This window comes from Sphingomonas jaspsi DSM 18422, from assembly GCF_000585415.1.
GTDB lineage: Bacteria > Pseudomonadota > Alphaproteobacteria > Sphingomonadales > Sphingomonadaceae > Sphingomicrobium > Sphingomicrobium jaspsi.
Genome location: NZ_KK073876.1, coordinates 2,350,089 through 2,365,354, shown reverse-complemented (window position 1 = coordinate 2,365,354; position 15,266 = coordinate 2,350,089). Strand labels below are relative to the sequence as shown.

General features: G+C 64.4%; 16 protein-coding genes. 12 read left to right on the top strand and 4 right to left on the bottom strand.

Going from position 1 to position 15,266, the window contains the following annotated elements:
* Positions 1-123: 123 nt before the first annotated feature.
* Entirely contained in the window at positions 124-2,166 is a 2,043-nt protein-coding gene (locus tag G570_RS12030; protein WP_245600300.1) for an amidohydrolase family protein, read from the top strand.
* 52 nt (positions 2,167-2,218) lie between these two features.
* Here the strand turns inward: G570_RS12030 and mscL are convergent, their stop codons facing one another.
* The gene (gene mscL / locus G570_RS12025; protein ID WP_037502690.1) at positions 2,219-2,641 is read right to left on the bottom strand and encodes a large conductance mechanosensitive channel protein MscL; all 423 of its coding nucleotides are present in this window, start codon (positions 2,639-2,641) and stop codon (positions 2,219-2,221) included.
* 132 nt (positions 2,642-2,773) lie between these two features.
* Between mscL and G570_RS12020 the strand changes: the two genes are divergently transcribed.
* From G570_RS12020 to G570_RS12000, 5 genes are all read left to right on the top strand, one after another.
* Positions 2,774-3,370 (top strand): LemA family protein, encoded by a 597-nt coding sequence (locus G570_RS12020; RefSeq protein ID WP_037502687.1) that lies wholly within the window; start codon positions 2,774-2,776, stop codon positions 3,368-3,370.
* Position 3,371: 1 nt separating this feature from the next.
* Positions 3,372-4,181, top strand: a complete 810-nt coding sequence (locus tag G570_RS12015) for a TPM domain-containing protein (protein WP_037502684.1) — start codon at positions 3,372-3,374, stop codon at positions 4,179-4,181.
* Entirely contained in the window at positions 4,181-4,852 is a 672-nt protein-coding gene (locus G570_RS12010) for a TPM domain-containing protein (protein ID WP_245600299.1), read from the top strand. The genes G570_RS12015 and G570_RS12010 overlap by 1 nt, the downstream gene beginning before the upstream one ends.
* Positions 4,849-5,376 (top strand): NUDIX hydrolase, encoded by a 528-nt coding sequence (locus G570_RS12005; protein ID WP_037502678.1) that lies wholly within the window; start codon positions 4,849-4,851, stop codon positions 5,374-5,376. Before G570_RS12010 ends, G570_RS12005 begins: the two co-directional genes overlap by 4 nt.
* Before the next feature lie 107 nt (positions 5,377-5,483).
* A complete protein-coding gene (locus G570_RS12000) occupies positions 5,484-7,646 on the top strand; it encodes a M3 family metallopeptidase (RefSeq protein ID WP_037502675.1) in 2,163 nt (720 codons plus the stop codon).
* Positions 7,647-7,649: 3 nt separating this feature from the next.
* On the opposite strand, the gene G570_RS11995 is transcribed toward G570_RS12000, so the two are convergent.
* Positions 7,650-8,720, bottom strand: a complete 1,071-nt coding sequence (locus tag G570_RS11995) for a phosphotransferase family protein (RefSeq protein WP_037502672.1) — start codon at positions 8,718-8,720, stop codon at positions 7,650-7,652.
* A gap of 56 nt (positions 8,721-8,776) precedes the next feature.
* Between G570_RS11995 and G570_RS11990 the strand changes: the two genes are divergently transcribed.
* The 4 genes from G570_RS11990 to G570_RS11975 all read left to right on the top strand — a co-directional run bounded on the left by G570_RS11990 (position 8,777) and on the right by G570_RS11975 (position 12,515).
* Positions 8,777-9,628 carry a metallophosphoesterase family protein gene (locus G570_RS11990; RefSeq protein ID WP_037504175.1) on the top strand — a complete coding sequence of 284 codons (852 nt, stop codon included), beginning with the start codon at positions 8,777-8,779 and terminating at the stop codon, positions 9,626-9,628.
* A 65-nt stretch (positions 9,629-9,693) separates the two neighbouring features.
* A complete protein-coding gene (gene nadC, locus G570_RS11985; RefSeq protein WP_156930442.1) occupies positions 9,694-10,563 on the top strand; it encodes a carboxylating nicotinate-nucleotide diphosphorylase in 870 nt (289 codons plus the stop codon).
* Between the two features lie 69 nt (positions 10,564-10,632).
* Positions 10,633-12,039: an NAD(P)H-dependent flavin oxidoreductase gene (locus tag G570_RS11980; protein ID WP_037502670.1), complete on the top strand. Its 1,407-nt coding sequence runs from the start codon at positions 10,633-10,635 to the stop codon at positions 12,037-12,039.
* 5 nt (positions 12,040-12,044) lie between these two features.
* Positions 12,045-12,515: an SH3 domain-containing protein gene (locus G570_RS11975; protein ID WP_037502667.1), complete on the top strand. Its 471-nt coding sequence runs from the start codon at positions 12,045-12,047 to the stop codon at positions 12,513-12,515.
* 44 nt (positions 12,516-12,559) lie between these two features.
* On the opposite strand, the gene G570_RS11970 is transcribed toward G570_RS11975, so the two are convergent.
* The gene (locus G570_RS11970) at positions 12,560-13,006 is read right to left on the bottom strand and encodes a hypothetical protein (RefSeq protein ID WP_037502665.1); all 447 of its coding nucleotides are present in this window, start codon (positions 13,004-13,006) and stop codon (positions 12,560-12,562) included.
* 111 nt (positions 13,007-13,117) lie between these two features.
* Between G570_RS11970 and G570_RS11965 the strand changes: the two genes are divergently transcribed.
* Both G570_RS11965 and G570_RS11960 read left to right on the top strand, forming a co-directional pair.
* On the top strand, positions 13,118-13,324 hold the full coding sequence (locus G570_RS11965; RefSeq protein WP_037502662.1) for a helix-turn-helix transcriptional regulator: 207 nt from the start codon (positions 13,118-13,120) through the stop codon (positions 13,322-13,324).
* Entirely contained in the window at positions 13,321-13,983 is a 663-nt protein-coding gene (locus tag G570_RS11960) for a hypothetical protein (protein WP_037502659.1), read from the top strand. Before G570_RS11965 ends, G570_RS11960 begins: the two co-directional genes overlap by 4 nt.
* Before the next feature lie 4 nt (positions 13,984-13,987).
* Here the strand turns inward: G570_RS11960 and G570_RS11955 are convergent, their stop codons facing one another.
* Complete coding sequence (locus G570_RS11955) at positions 13,988-15,175, bottom strand: acetyl-CoA C-acyltransferase (protein WP_037502656.1); 1,188 nt, start codon at positions 15,173-15,175, stop codon at positions 13,988-13,990.
* Between the last annotated feature and the right edge of the window lie 91 nt (positions 15,176-15,266).

Genomic DNA, 15,266 nt, shown 5'->3' with positions numbered 1-15,266 from the left:
CGGGCAACAGAAGCCTCCCACTTTTCCTGATTTTCCGCCCCCGGTCGATTGGTCGAAGCCGTCCTTGCAGCGTCGCGACGGCAAGCGCAGGGTGCGCGCCTTCGAACAGGGGAGTCGCAATCCATGACCATCCGTCGTTTCCTGCTGGCGCTGAGCCTTGCCGTGTCACCTGCCGCGTTGTCAGCCGCACCCGTACCCAAAGAAAAGTTGCTGGTCCCGCCGGCCAATGCCGATCACTTCGTCATCGTCAGCCAAGCAGGCAAACATGGCGACGAATGGCGCTGGACGCTGCCCGACGGATCGCGCGCCTATCGCGAATCCATTCTCCTTCGCGGGCTGATCTTCGAGGTCGACGAGGTCGCGAAGCTCGACGCGAACGGCAACGTCGTCTCGCGCGTTATCCGCGGCGTCACGCCGAGCGGCGATGCCGCCGAAACCTATTCGCTGAGCGGCAACACCGCCAACTGGAAAAGCCCGGTCGACGAGGGTCATAGCGACCAGGCTGAAGGTAAATATTATTTCTCCAGCGGCGGGACGTTCAGCGGCAGCGATGTCGCGATCAAGGCTCTGCTGGAAAAAGGACCCTCAGGACTCGACCTTCTGCCCAGCGGGCATGGCGCCATGACCGCATCGCGCAATTTGAAAGTCAGCGGCCCGGGCGGCGACAAGACAATCCAGCTCTATTTCATCAACGGCATCGGCCAGCAGCCGCAGCCGATCTGGCTTAACCTCGACAAATCGCTGTTCGGTTCGGTTGGCGGCCTTGGCTTCATGCCGGCGGGCTATGAGAAAAACCTCGATGCGATGCAGGCGGCGCAGGACGCGGCGATCGCGGCGATGGCCCCGGCCACCGCGCGCAAGTTCCTCACTCCCGCCGCGCGCCGTCCGATCCTGTTCAGGAATGTGAAGCTGTACGACGCGGATCAGCAGCGCTTCCTGACGGGCCAAAATGTCGTCGTCCGCGCCGGCCGCATCGTCAGCGTCGGCACCGCGCTTCCCAAGCTTGCAGCAGGCGCGCGGGTCATCGACGGGACGGGTAAGACGCTGCTTCCCGGACTGTGGGACAGCCACATGCACATGAGCGACGATTTCGGCGCGCTCAATGAGTTGGCGCTGGGGGTTACCAGCTTCCGAAACCCGGGCGGCACGATCGAACTGGCACAGAGCCAGAAGCGCCGCCGCCTCAACGGCACGCTGCTGGCGCCCGAAGGCTTTACCTCGGTCATCGTCGACAAGGCGGGGCCGCTGGCGGCGCAGGGCAGCATAGCGGTCAAGAGCCTGGCCGACACGCTGGCCGCCGTCCGCAAGATCAAGGCGGCGGGCATGACCGGGGTGAAATTCTACACCTCGATGGACCCGGCGTGGATCCCGCCGGCGGCCAAGCTGGCCCACCAGCTCGGCCTCCATGTTCATGGCCATATCCCGGCGGGCATGCGCACGCTGGACGCGGTCAATGCCGGCTATGACGAGATCACGCATATCTATTTCGCGACCATGCAGGCGATGCCGGCGGATGTGGTCGCCAAGTCGAATACGACGCTGCGGATGATGGGCCCCGGCATGTATTTCAAGGATGTCGACTTCAACGCCGAGCCGATGAAGTCGACCATCGCCACGCTGGCCAAGCGCAAGATCGTCGTCGATCCGACGCTGGTGGTTGTCGAAAGCGTGCTGACCAACGAGGCGGGCAAGATCAGCCCGGCCTATACCTCCTATGTCGGGACGGTCCCGCCCGCGGTCGAGCGCGGTTTCCGTGCCGGCGGCCTGCCGCTTCCCGACGGCGTCACCCGCGATCAGGTGACGAAGAGCTTCGATCATATGGTCGATTATGTCGGCGTGCTGCGCAAGGCGGGGGTGCCGATCGTCGCCGGGACGGACGGGCAGGGCATGGAGTTGCTCCATGAGCTGGAGCTCTATGTGAAGGGCGGCATGACCCCGGCCGAGGCGCTCTACACGGCGACGCTCGGCCCGGCGAAAAACGTCAAGGCCGACCGCCGCACCGGTTCGATTGCGGTCGGCAAGGAAGCGGATCTGCTGCTGGTCGACGGCGATGTCGAAGCCGACGTCGGCAATCTTCGCCATGTCGACAAGGTGGTGCTTGACGGCGCGCTGCTCGATGGCGCGGCTTTGCGCAAGGAAGCCGGTTACAACGGGATGCCCAAGTAAGCGGACCGATTGGCAGGAAGGGGCGGCAGCGATGCCGCCCCTTTTTTGCGTTTTAGCGTTTGCGAAGTTCGTCGCGGATTTCGGTGAGCAGCTCGACTTCGCTCGGACCCGCCGGCGCTTCCTCGCGCGCGCCGATGATCTTGTTGGCCTGACGCACCAGCAGGAAGATGATGAAGGCCAGGATCAGGAAATTGATGATCTGGGTCAGGAATTCACCCCAGCCGAGCATCGCCACGCCCGCTGCCTTGAGGTCGGCATATTTGGTCGGATCGCCTTTGAAGCCTGCTGGCACCTCGCCGAGCCGGACGAAGTGGCTCGAAAAATCGACGCCCCCGAACAGCCAGCCGATCAACGGCATGATGACGTCTTCGGTAAGGCTGGTGACGATTTTTCCGAAAGCCGCGCCGATGATGACGGCGACGGCGAGGTCCAGGACATTTCCCTTGGCAATGAAGGCTTTGAATTCAGAAAGCATGCGATCCCCCGACTAATTTGGTGGGACGGTCATCCTGACTCTATCCGGATTCGATTGAAACCCCCCGCGGCCATCCCTAGATTCGCTCTTCGCGGGCAGCTTGTCCCGCTTTCTTTGGGGGTTCCCGCCGTGATGAAGTCAGTTCGTCTTGCCCTTCTCGCTCCGGTCGCTGCCGCCAGCCTTGCCGGCTGCGGCCTCAACTCGGTCCCGACGGCCGAGGAAAATGTGAACGCCAAGTGGGGCAATTTGCAGAGCGAATATCAGCGCCGCAGCGATTTGATCCCCAATCTGGTGGAAACCGTGAAGGGCTACGCCAAGCAGGAAAGCAGCGTGCTCATCCAGGTCACGCAGGCGCGCGCCGATGCCGGCAAGGTGACGCTTCGTGCCGAAGATCTCGACGATCCGGCTAAGGTCCGTGCCTTCAACGACGCGCAGAGCCGCCTTACGCAGGCTATCATCCCGCTGCAGCGTTTGCAGGAAGCCTATCCCGAGCTGAAGTCGAACCAGAATTTCCTGACGCTGCAATCGCAGATCGAAGGAACCGAAAATTCGATCCTGGTTGCCCGCCGCGACTATAACGAGGCGGTGCAGAGCTATAACACCCGCATCCGCACCTTCCCCGACGCGATCGGCGCCAAGGTGTTCTACGGGGCCAAGCCCAAGGTACCGTTCGAAGCGGCGGCGGGCGCGCAGGACGCGCCGAAGGTCGACTTCAACACCGCGAGCTGAAGTGATCCGCTACCTTGCCGGCCTGTGGCTGGCGGTGCTGTGCGCCGCCATGCCCGCGGCTGCCCAGACCTTTCCCCAGCTTACCGGGCGGGTCGTCGATCAGGCGCATCTTCTCACGCCTGCACAGGTGGTCGACATCACCTCGAAATCCGAGGCGCTGGAAGCGGCGACCGGTCGGCAGTTCGTGGTCGCGACAGTCAGCAGCCTCGAAGGGCGGCCGATTGAGGATTATGGCTACCGTCTTGGGCGGACGTGGGGCATCGGACAAAAGGATAAGGATGACGGCGTCATCCTCCTCGTCGCGCCGAACGAGAAGAAGGTGCGCATCGAGACGGGTTACGGTGCGCGCGTCTTCCTGACCGACGCGGTGTCGAGCATCATCATCCGCGAAGACATTCTGCCGCGTTTCCGTGCCGGCGATATGGGCGGGGGCATCGTCGCCGGGTCGGATCGCATCGTCGAGACGATGAAAATGTCGCCCGAAGAGGCCGCCAAGCGCGCCTCCACCGCGAGCGCAGCCGAGCGCAGCCGCGCTGACGACGTCAACCCGATCCCGGTGATTCTCATCGTCATCGTCTTCTTCGTCATCATCAGCTCGATCGCGCGCGGCGTCAGCGGGCGTCGATACCGCCGCAGCGGCGGGATCGACCCGTGGATCGTTCTGTGGGGTCTAGATGCGATCAGCCGTAGCGGTCGCCGCGGTGGCGGCGGTTTCGGTGGTGGCGGCGGCTGGGGCGGCGGTGGCGGTGGCGGTGGCTTCGGCGGCGGCGGTGGATCGTTCGGCGGCGGCGGCGCTTCGGGGGGATGGTAATGCTGAAACTGACGGCAGAGGATCATGCCAGGGTCAGCGCCGCGATTGCGGCGGCTGAAGAAAAGAGCGCCGGCGAGATCATCGCGGTCACGACCGACCTCAGCGACCGATATCATGATGTCGGGCTTCATTATGCAGTGCTGGCTATGTTCGCGGCGTTGGCGGTGTTGGCGGCTGTGCCCAATTGCCTGGTCTGGTGGTACCAAAAGCTGCTGCCATGGGCGGGCGAGCCGAGCTTGCAGCAGGCGCTGACGTGGGTCCTGTTCATCGCGCTCGCCAAGTTCCTGGTGGCGTTGTTCATCATGAAGTGGATGCCGCTCAGGCTGGCGTTGACCCCGCGCTCGACCAAGGCGCGACGCGTGCGCCGACGCGCGGTCGAACTCTTCCGTACCTCTGCCGAAAGCCGCACGGCGGGCCGCACCGGCATCCTTATCTACCTGTCGATGGGCGAGCGTCGTGCCGAGATCATCGGCGACGAGGCCATTACCAAGGTGACGACGGACGAGACTTGGGGCGAGGCGATGAAGGCGCTGCTGGTCGAGGTGAAGCAGGGTCGTCCCGGCGATGGAATCGTCGCAGCGGTGGCGATTATCGGCGATGTGCTGGCCCAGCATTTCCCGCGCGCCGACAACGACGTCAACGAAATCCCCGACAAGCTCATCGAGCTATGAGCCACCGCGACGAACATGAGCCGGTCGAGACCGTCTGGACTGGGCGCTTCATCACTGCGCTGAAGCAGGGACAGTGGGAATATGTCGCTCGTTCGCGAGGTATCCGCGCGGCGGTCATCCTGGCCGACGTCGACGATCATTGGGTGCTGGTCGAACAATATCGCGTTCCGCTGGGCCGCAATTGCATCGAACTGCCCGCCGGGCTGATCGGCGACGGCGATGGGCCCGACAGCGTCGAGCAGGCGGCGGGCCGCGAACTGGTCGAGGAAACCGGCTACCGGCCCGCGTCGGTCGAGGAACTGGGCGACTTCTACTCGTCGCCCGGCATGGTCAGCGAAAGCTTTTCGCTGGTCCGGGCGCGCGGTCTGACCAAGGTCGGCGAGGGCGGCGGGGTCGATGACGAACAGATCGTCACCCACTTGGTACCCAAGGACGGGGTCGCGGCGTTCGTGGCGGCCAAGCGTGCCGAGGGCGTCGCGATCGACGTCCGCGTGCTGATGCTGCTGGCGCCGGATTTCCTCTAGGTCTTTGGTCGAGCGCAGCCGCCCGTTGGTCGGGCGATTTGCCTTTTGCTCCGCTCGCTTCCTATGCTCCCCCCGCAAAAATCCATTCGGGTTACGGAGAAATAGCCTTGAAAAACGTTCTGCTGGGCAGCGCCGCTGCTCTTTCGCTCGCCGCCTGCACGACCACCGGGCCGGTGCCGCAAGCGACGGCCGCCGCGCCCGCCGCTGTTCCGCAGGAGGTTGTGAAGCCCGTGCCCGACAATGTGCTGCTTGCCGACTGGACCGGGCCTTATGACGGGGTGCCGCCGTGGGACAAGGTCAAGGTCGCGCATTTCCCCGAGGCGCTGCAGTTCGCCATCGATGAATATCTGGCGGAAAACGATGCGATCGCGGCCAACAAGGACACGCCGACGTTCGACAACACCATCGTCGCGATGGAAAAGACCGGTCAGCGGCTCGACCGCATCCAGAATATCCTCGGTGTCTACCAATCGAACCTCGCCACGCCCGACGTGCAGGCTCTGGTCAAGGAATGGTCGCCCAAGCTGTCGGCGGCCAACGACAAGGTGAACCTCAACGCCGACCTCTTTCAGCGGGTCGAATATCTCTACGAGCGGCGCGGCGAGCTCGGCCTGACGGCTGTCCAGGACCGTCTGCTGACCCGCACCTATGAAGGCTTCGTGCGTCGCGGCGCCAAGCTCAACCCAGACCAAAAGGCCCAGGTTACCGCGATCAACCAGAAGCTTGAGGAAGCCTTCTCCGACTTCAATGCCCATCTGCTGGCGGACGAGGCGACCTACACTACCGCTACCGAAGCCGAAATGGCGGGCGTTCCCGCCGACGTGAAGGCGGCCGCCGCGGCGCTGGCCAAGGACAAGGGGCTGCCCGCCGGCACTTATGCCATCCGCAACACCCGCTCGGCCGCCGATCCGGTACTGAGCTTCGCCAGCGATCGTGCGCTTCGCCAGAAGGTGTGGAACGCCTTCGTCAATCGCGGCGACAACGGTAACGCCAACGACAACAACGCGCTGATCGCGCAGATCGTGAAGCTGCGCGCCGACCGTGCCCACCTGCTTGGCTATGCCACCCATGCCGACCTGCGAATGCAGGACACGATGGCCAAGACCCCGGCGCGGGCGATGGACCTGATGATGAAGGTCTGGCCCTCGGCGGTCGAACGCGTCCACCAGGAAGTGGCGGACATGAAGCCGATCGCGAAGAAGGACGGCGTCACGACGGTCGAGCCGTGGGACTATCGCTATTACCAGGAGAAGGTCCGCAAGGCGAAGTACGACCTCAGCCAGGACGAGATCAAACCCTATTTCGTGCTCGACAATCTTGTGCAGGGGATGATGTGGTCGGCCGAGCAGCTCTACGACCTCAAGTTCACCGAGAATACGGGCAAGGTGCCGGTGTTCAACCCGGACGTCCGCACCTTCGAGGTGACCAACGCCAAGACCGGCAAGGTGGTCGGCCTTTATTACCTCGACACCTACGCCCGCGAGGGCAAGCGCTCGGGCGCGTGGATGACGACCTATCGCAGCCGCGCACGGCTGCTCGGCGACGACATCGTGCTGGCGTCGAACAACAACAATTTCATCAAGCCCGCGCCGGGCGAACCGGTGCTGATCACGCTCGATGACGCGTCGACGCTTTTCCACGAATTCGGTCACGCGATCCATTATCTGCTGGTCGACGTGAACTATCCCTCGCTCGGCGGGTCGCAGCGCGACTTCGTCGAATATCCGAGCCAGGTGAACGAGAATTGGCTGCTGACGCGCCCGGTGCTCGAACGATTTGCCAAGCACTACAAGACCGGCGCGCCGATGCCTGCCGCGCTGGTCAAGAAGATCGAGGCTTCGGAGACGTTCAACCAGGGGTTCGCCACGGTCGAATATCTGTCGTCCGCGCTGGTCGACATGATGCTGCACACACAGCCCGACGGCGTGGTCGATCCGGACGCGTTCGAGCGCGATGCGCTGAAGAAGCTGGGCATGCCGAAGGAAATGGTGATGCGCCATCGCCTCCCGCAGTTCGGACACTTGTTCAGTTCCGACGCCTATTCGGCAGGCTATTACAGCTACCTGTGGTCGGAAACGATGGACGCCGACACCTGGGCGGCCTTCGAGGAGACGGGCGATCCGTTCAATCGGACGATCGCCGACCGGTTCCGCATCATCCTGCTGTCGACGGGCAACGAGACCGACCGGGCCGAGGCCTATCGCCAGTTCCGCGGCCGCGACCCGGACGTCAACGCGCTGCTGAAGCGCCGCGGCTTTCCGACGAAGTAGGGGCTAGAGCCTGGCCTTCTTCGCCTGTTCGAGCGCCAGTTCCGCCAGCGGTTCGAGGCGCTCGACCATGGCGGCGGCGTGGGCGCTGCTGGCGTTGCCGCGCACCACGCGCCCCTTGATGCCGTGCAGGATCGCCGCGAGGCGGAACATCACGAACACCATCAGGTAATCGAGGTTGGGCAGATGGTCGCGGCCGGTGCGGCGGCAATAGGCGGCGACGTATTCCTCTTCGCTCGGGATGCCGAGGTCGCGGATGTCGATGCCGGCCAGCCCGGTGAAGATGCGCGCCGGCATGCGGTACATGGCAAGGTGGTAGACGAAGTCCGCCGCCGGATCGCCGAGCGTGGATAGCTCCCAGTCGAGTACGGCCTGCACGCGCGGGGCGGAAGGGGCGAAGATCATATTGTCGCAGCGATAGTCGCCATGGACGACGCGGCTTTCGCCGCTGTCGGGCGGCATATGCTTACCCAGCCAGTCGACCAGCGCGGTCATTGCCGGGATTCGACCCGCCTCGGTGTCTTCCAGATATTGCTTCGACCAGCGCTTCACCTGCCGTTCGACGAAGGCCGACGCCTTGCCGTAATCGCCGAGCCCGGCTGCGACCGGATCGACATTGTGCAGTTGCGCGATGGTCGCGTTCATCGCGTCGAAGTGGGCGGCGCGCTCCTCGGGGGCGAGGCCGGGAAAATGCGCTTCCCACACGATCCGCCCTTCGACCATGTCCATGACGAAGAAGGGGGTGCCGATGACGCTCTCGTCCTCACATAGACCGTGCACCTTGGGCACCGGGAAGCCCTCGCGGCCCAATGCGGACATGACGCGCGCCTCGCGGTCGACCGCATGGGCGCCGGGCAGCAGCTTGCCCGGCGGCTTGCGCCTGAGGACGTATGCGCGGCCGTTGCCGGCTTCCAGCTTGTAGGTCGGGTTGGATTGGCCGCCCTTGAACTGGCTGAGATTCAGCGGGCCTTCGAACCCGCCGACATGGTCGTTCATCCAGGCTTCGAGCGCGGCAACGTCGAACTTCAGGCGATCCGACACCTCGCGGGTGCCGCTATTGGCTTCGGTGCGGTCCATCGCCTTTCCATGAAAGCAGAGGGGAGCGAATGCAATGGCGGGGCGTTGAACCGGGCATGACCAAGATCATCCATCTGTCCGACCTTCACTTCGGTGCGCATGACCCGCGACTCGTCGACAAGGTCGAGGAACGCATCGACGCTGTAAAGCCCGACCTCGTCGTCATCAGCGGCGATTTCACCCAGCGCGCAAGGACCGAACAATTTCAGGAGGCCTGCGAATTCCTGACCCGGCTCGGCAAGGCGGGTCATGAAGTGCTGGGCGTGCCCGGCAACCACGACATACCCCTTTACGACGTGCTGCGCCGCTTCCTGTCGCCGCTGACCCGGTACAAACGCTATATCGACGAGACGCTTTGCCCCTATCACGACCTGCCCAAAGCCGCCGTTCTTGGCATCAACACGGCGCGGTCGCTGACCTTCAAGGACGGGCGGGTGAATGAAGAGCAGGTCGCCTACATCCGCGACACGTTTCGCCACCATCCCGACGACAAGCCCCGCGTGCTCGTCACCCACCATCCGTTGTTCGCGCTGCCGGTCGGCGATGGCCCTGAACTGGGCAAAGCGGTCGGGCGGCAGGAGATGGCACTGGCGGCCGTCGCCGATGCGGGGGTCGACCTGCTGCTGGCCGGTCACAATCACCGCGCGTCCACCCACCGGGCCGACGATTTGGTTACGGGCGCGGGCAATGCCCTTGTGATCCAGGCGGGGACGGCGACCTCGACCAGACTGCGTGACGAAGAACAGAGCTTCAACCTCATCGACATTGCGGCCAGCCATGACGTGTCGGTGGCGATCCAGGCGTGGGACGGCAGCGGCTTTGCGGATGCGCACCGCCAGCGGTTCCTGCGCCAGGCGGGCGACTGGCAGACCGAAAACGGTCGCGAATTGGCGCAGGCCGACGCCTGAAGCCTTGTGCACGCTTCCTGTCCCGGCCTAGGGCAGTGACGTCAAACAGGGGAGATGGTGGCGCGATGGATACGCCGGAAATGGTTGCGCTCGAACTTCCGCAATTCGACCTGCGCGATTTCGTCCAGCGGGTGCTGGCCGAGGATCTGGGCACCGGGGGCGATGTCACGTCAAAGGCCACCATCGGCGCCGAGCAGCGCTTCGTCGCCGAGATGAACTGCCGCGAACCGATCGTTGTGGCGGGCATCCACCTCGCCATCGCCTTTTTCCGCGCGCTCGACCGTGAAGTGCGGATCGAGAAGCGCGTGCAGGACGGCGACAAGGTCGAGGGGGGCACCGTCTTGCTCAAGCTGGAGGGCAATGCGCGGGCGATGCTGGCGGCGGAGCGATCGGCGCTCAACACGCTGCAGCACCTGTCCGGAATCGCCACGTTGACGCGGCGCTATGTCGAGACAATCGAGGGCACCGGAGCGGTGCTGCTCGATACGCGCAAGACCATCCCGGGCCTGCGCCTGCTCGAAAAATATGCGGCGCGGATGGGCGGGGCGCAGAACCACCGCATGCGGATGGATGACGGCCTGCTGATCAAGGACAATCATGTCGGCGTCGCGGGCGACGTGGCCGAGGCGGTGCGGCGCGCCAAGGCCTATGACAGCGGGTTGCAGATCCAAGTCGAGGTCGACCGGATCGCGCAGATCGAACCGGCGCTTGAGGCGGGGGCGGAACGCTTCCTGCTCGACAATATGGAACCCGACACATTGCGCGAGGCCGTTGCGCTGGTGGCAGGTCGGGTGCCGCTCGAAGCGTCGGGCGGGGTCAACCTCGACACTATCCGCGCCATCGCCGAAACCGGCGTCGATTATATCAGCGTCGGCCGCATCACCCAGTCTGCTCCGGCGGTCGACATCGGCCTCGACTATGTGCTGACGGCGTAAGCGAAATTTCTGCGAGCAAAAGCGGTTCGACCGTCCTATAGGGGCCGCAAGACAAGAACGGAGAGGCAATTGTTCAAGGGTTTGAAGCCCATCCTGTATGGCGGCCGCGAAGTCTGGCCGCTGGTCGAGGGCGGCAAGGGCGTATCGGCAACCAACCACGCGTCGAGCGGCGCCTGGGCTGCTGCGGGCGGCATCGGCACGGTCAGCGCGGTCAACGCCGACAGCTATGACCCCGACGGCCGCATCGTCCCGCAAATCTACCGCGAAATGACCCGCCGCGGTCGCCATGAAGAGCTGATCCAATATGCGATCGACGGCGCCGTCGCGCAGGTCAAGAAGGCCTTCGACATGGCCGGCGGCAAGGGCGCGATCAACATCAACGTGCTATGGGAAATGGGCGGTGCGCAGCGCGTGCTGCACGGCGTTCTGGAACGTACCAAGGGCATGGTAACCGGTGTCACCTGCGGCGCGGGCATGCCCTACAAGCTCAGCGAAATCGCGGCGCAATATAACGTCCACTACCTGCCCATCGTCAGCTCCGGCCGCGCCTTCCGCGCGCTATGGAAGCGCGCCTATTCGAAGGTCGCGCACCTGCTCGGCGCGGTGGTTTACGAAGACCCGTGGCTGGCGGGCGGGCACAACGGCCTGTCGAATGCTGAAGATCCGCGTGCACCGCAGGACCCTTATCCGCGCGTCAAGGAATTGCGCGAAACCATGCGCGAAGGCGGCATTTCGGACGAAGTGCCGATCGTCATGGCAGGCGGCGTTTGGCGGCTCGACGAATGGAACGACTGGATCGACAATCCCGAACTGGGCTCGATCATGTTCCAGTTCGGCACCCGGCCGCTGCTGACGCAGGAAAGCCCGATCCCGCCCGCATGGAAGGCGCGGCTGATGACGCTGGAGGAAGGCGACGTCCTGCTCCACCGCTTTTCGCCGACCGGTTTCTATTCGTCGGCCGTGCGCAACCCGTTCCTGCGCAACCTCGAAGCACGCAGCGAACGCCAGCTCGCCTTCACCAAGGAAGCGATCGGCGACCATGCGTTCGAACTCGACGTCGGCGTCGGCACCAAGAAGAATTTCTGGGTCACGAAGGGCGACCTTCAGCACGCCCGCGAATGGTTTGGCGCGGGCTATACCGAAGCGATGAAGACGCCGGACGACACGCTGATCTTCGTCACGCCGGAGGAATTCAAGGAGATCCGCAAGGACCAGGCCGACTGCATGGGCTGCCTGTCGCAGTGCAGCTTTTCAAGCTGGGCGGATAATGAGAAGAACAGCACCGGCCGCCTCGCCGACCCGCGCAGCTTCTGCATCCAGAAGACGCTGCAGGACATCGCCCATGGCGGCGATGTCGAGCAGAACCTCATGTTCGCCGGCCATGCCGCGTTCCGGTTCAAGCAGGATCCTTTCTATTCGAACGGGTTCGTGCCGACCGTGAAGCAGCTGGTCGACCGGATCCTGACTGGGGCCTGATCGCGGTGCGGGGGCTGATCGCTGCATCGCTGATCGTCGTCGCTGCCACCGCTGCGGCGCAAGACCGCCCGGTGCCTTATTGGGCGTCGATCGCCAGTGGCGAGGCGATGACCCGCACCGGGCCGGGGCGTAACTATCCGGGCGTCTGGCTCTACAAGCGGCGCGACCTTCCCGTCCGCGTGCTCCAGCGTCACGAAAACTGGCGCAAGATCGAGGATATGGAAGGCGCACAGGGCTGGATGCTGGTGACGCTGCTCAGCGACCGCCGCACAGCGGTCATCAAGGATGGTGACCCGCGCAACGTCCGCGTCCGTCCCAATAGCGGCGCACCGATCCGCTATCGTGTTGAAGCCGGCGCGGTCGGTCGTATCGACCATTGCGACGGCGACTGGTGTCATATCCAGTTCGGCGCCCGCGAGGGCTATGTGGCGCAGGGCGAAATCTGGGGCACCAGCGACGGCGAAACCGTCGAATAGCAAGCCGCCGGACGCGGGTTGACCCGCGCCCGACGCCTCGTCCGCTACATGGTCAGCGCTTTATATTCGACGCGCTTGACGGTCAGCTTTTCGCCCTTGTCGCTGGTGGTTTCACCCGAATTGCCGATGGCCGCCATCGGGTCCGTCCAGCAGACTTCGCCTTCCTTGGTCATGGCGCTGGTGAAGCAGGCTTTGCCGTCCTTCATTATGGCGGTCCCATGGTCGATATGCTTGGTGCCCGATACGGCGACGTAGTTGCCGTTTTCGTCGACCGATTCCTGGATTGCCTGGCCATCCTTGTCCGTGAACTCCCACGACGTCGACTTGATGTCCGCCAGCGCCGCCGGCGTGGCCGCCGCGGTCGCGTTCGCGTCCATCATTGTCGCATTGGTGTCGGCCATGTCGGAGTTGATGTCGTTGGCCGGTGCGTCGGCAGGCTTGCTGCACGCCATCAGCGCCAGCACGGCCAGTGAGGTCATCACGACACGCATATCTCTCTCCCTGTTTTCGTTGAGGCCCGCGTCATAGCAGAAATTTCATTCGTCGACGACGTCCTGTAAAGAGCTCTTGACAGTCAAGAACTCTTTACACATGATTCACGCATGGAGAATCGGATCCGCGATTATCGGGAAGCGAAAGGCTGGAGCCAGGGCGAGCTTGCCCGCCGGCTCGGCGTTTCGCGCCAGACGGTCAACGCAGTCGAGACCGACAAATATGATCCCAGCCTCCCACTGGCGCTGCGAATGGCGAAGATTTTTGCAGTGCCCGTGACCGACCTTTTCCTCGATCAATGGGAACCCAACGCATGACCGGCCTACGAACCCTCGACCCTGCCGCGCGCAAGTCGCGAACCGTGAAGATGCTGATCCAGCTGGTGCTTGGTGGGCTGGCCGGCGGGGCAGGCATGATGTTGGCCATGCGGGGCCTCGAACAAGGCCTTGGCGGGCGACCGGAAATCGACCAGGTCGTCGCGATCGGTGTAGGTCTGATTTATTCGCTGATGGCGCTGTTCGTCGGACTAGGCACGCTCAACCCGTCGACCGGGTCGAAGCTGTTGAACGTTGCCGACGAGGATGAGCTGCGTGACGACCGGGGCTATCTCACGATGTCGGCGCTGGCCTGCCTGTTGGTCGGCCTGTCCCTCGTTGCGCTGGCGGTCGGCGGCGCCAACGGCATGATTGCGCCGGCCGGTGCGTTGGCGGTACTCGTTCTGGCCACGGTCGTCATGGCCGTCGTCTGGCGCCGGATGCAGCGAACAACCGATGAATTCCGGCGCGTCGTCGGGGCGCAGGCGTCCGAGGTCGGGATGATACTGATCCTGACCGTTTTCGGTTCATGGGCCGCGCTGTCGCATCTGGCCTACGCCCCAATGTTCACGCCGCTGGCATTCCTTGCTGGATGCTACGGCCTGATCCTGGTCGCGGCCTATTGGGTGGCGTGGCGCCGGGGGATGCTGCAGCACCCCTGACGCGTCAGTCGACCAGCTCGACTGCCATCGCGGTGGCTTCGCCGCCGCCGATGCACAGGCTGGCGATGCCGCGCTTCAGGCCGCGGGTCTCGAGCGCGCCGAGCAGGGTCGCGAGGATGCGTGCGCCGCTTGCGCCGATCGGGTGGCCGAGTGCGGTCGCGCCGCCGTTGACGTTGATCTTGGCGTGATCGATGCCGAGGTCCTTCATCGCGATCATCGCGACGCAGGCGAAGGCTTCGTTGACTTCGAACAGGTCGATGTCGTCCTTGCTCCAGCCAGCCTTGGCCATCGCCTTCTGCAGCGCGGGAACGGGAGCGGTAGTGAACTTGGCAGGTTCGTGGGCGTGGGCGGCATGCGACACGATCCGCGCCACCGGCTTCACGCCCAGCCTGTCGGCGACGCTTTGGCGGGTCAGCACCAGCGCGGCGGCGCCATCCGAAATCGACGAGGCGTTCGCGGCGGTAATGGTGCCGTCCTTGGCGAAGGCGGGCTTCAGCGTCGGGATCTTGCCCGGATTGGCCTTGCCCGGCTGTTCGTCGGTGTCGACGATCTCGTCGCCCTTGCGGCCCGAAATGGTGACGGGCGCGATTTCCTTCTTGAACGCGCCCGACTGGATCGCGGCGTTGGCTCGCGAAAGGCTTTCGATCGCGTAACCGTCCTGCGCTTCGCGGGTGAACTGATATTCGGTGCTCGCTTCCTCGGCGAAGCTGCCCATCAGCCGGCCCGGCTCATAGGCGTCTTCCAGCCCGTCGAGGAACATATGGTCCTTCAGCACATCATGGCCGATGCGTGCGCCGCCGCGATGCTTGTGGCTGAGGTATGGGGCGTTGGTCATCGATTCCATGCCGCCCGCGATGACGACGTCGGCGCTGCCCGCCGCCAGCGTGTCGGCGGCCATGATCGCCGCCTGCATGCCCGATCCGCACATCTTGTTGACCGTGGTCGCTTCGACCGAACGGGGGAGGCCGGCGAACAGCGCCGCCTGACGCGCCGGGGCCTGGCCGAGGCCGGCGGGCAGGACGCAGCCCATGTAGATTTTCTCGACCAGATCGCCGTCGATGCCGGCGCGTTCGACCGCCGCCTTGACCGCCGTCGCGCCCAGCTGCGGCGCGGTGGCGCCGGACAGGCTTCCCTGGAAGCTGCCCATCGGCGTGCGGGCGTAGGACAGGATGACGATCGGATCGGCGGACATGGATGACTCCGGATGAATGAGGTTGCTGGCGACATAGGCGTGGGCGGGCCCGCGTTCAATTCGCCATTGACGAAGCCCGCTCGCGGGTGGA

Bases quoted from the DNA above. Each gene is read 5' to 3' on its own strand.
- G570_RS12030 (WP_245600300.1), top strand. From the start codon at position 124: ATGACCATCCGTCGTTTCCTGCTGGCGCTGAGCCTTGCCGTGTCACCT.
- mscL (WP_037502690.1), bottom strand. From the start codon at position 2,641: ATGCTTTCTGAATTCAAAGCCTTCATTGCCAAGGGAAATGTCCTGGAC.
- G570_RS12020 (WP_037502687.1), top strand. From the start codon at position 2,774: ATGAAGTCAGTTCGTCTTGCCCTTCTCGCTCCGGTCGCTGCCGCCAGC.
- G570_RS12010 (WP_245600299.1), top strand. From the start codon at position 4,181: ATGCTGAAACTGACGGCAGAGGATCATGCCAGGGTCAGCGCCGCGATT.
- G570_RS12005 (WP_037502678.1), top strand. From the start codon at position 4,849: ATGAGCCACCGCGACGAACATGAGCCGGTCGAGACCGTCTGGACTGGG.
- G570_RS11995 (WP_037502672.1), bottom strand. From the start codon at position 8,720: ATGGACCGCACCGAAGCCAATAGCGGCACCCGCGAGGTGTCGGATCGC.
- G570_RS11990 (WP_037504175.1), top strand. From the start codon at position 8,777: ATGACCAAGATCATCCATCTGTCCGACCTTCACTTCGGTGCGCATGAC.
- nadC (WP_156930442.1), top strand. From the start codon at position 9,694: ATGGATACGCCGGAAATGGTTGCGCTCGAACTTCCGCAATTCGACCTG.
- G570_RS11970 (WP_037502665.1), bottom strand. From the start codon at position 13,006: ATGCGTGTCGTGATGACCTCACTGGCCGTGCTGGCGCTGATGGCGTGC.
- G570_RS11965 (WP_037502662.1), top strand. From the start codon at position 13,118: ATGGAGAATCGGATCCGCGATTATCGGGAAGCGAAAGGCTGGAGCCAG.
- G570_RS11960 (WP_037502659.1), top strand. From the start codon at position 13,321: ATGACCGGCCTACGAACCCTCGACCCTGCCGCGCGCAAGTCGCGAACC.
- G570_RS11955 (WP_037502656.1), bottom strand. From the start codon at position 15,175: ATGTCCGCCGATCCGATCGTCATCCTGTCCTACGCCCGCACGCCGATG.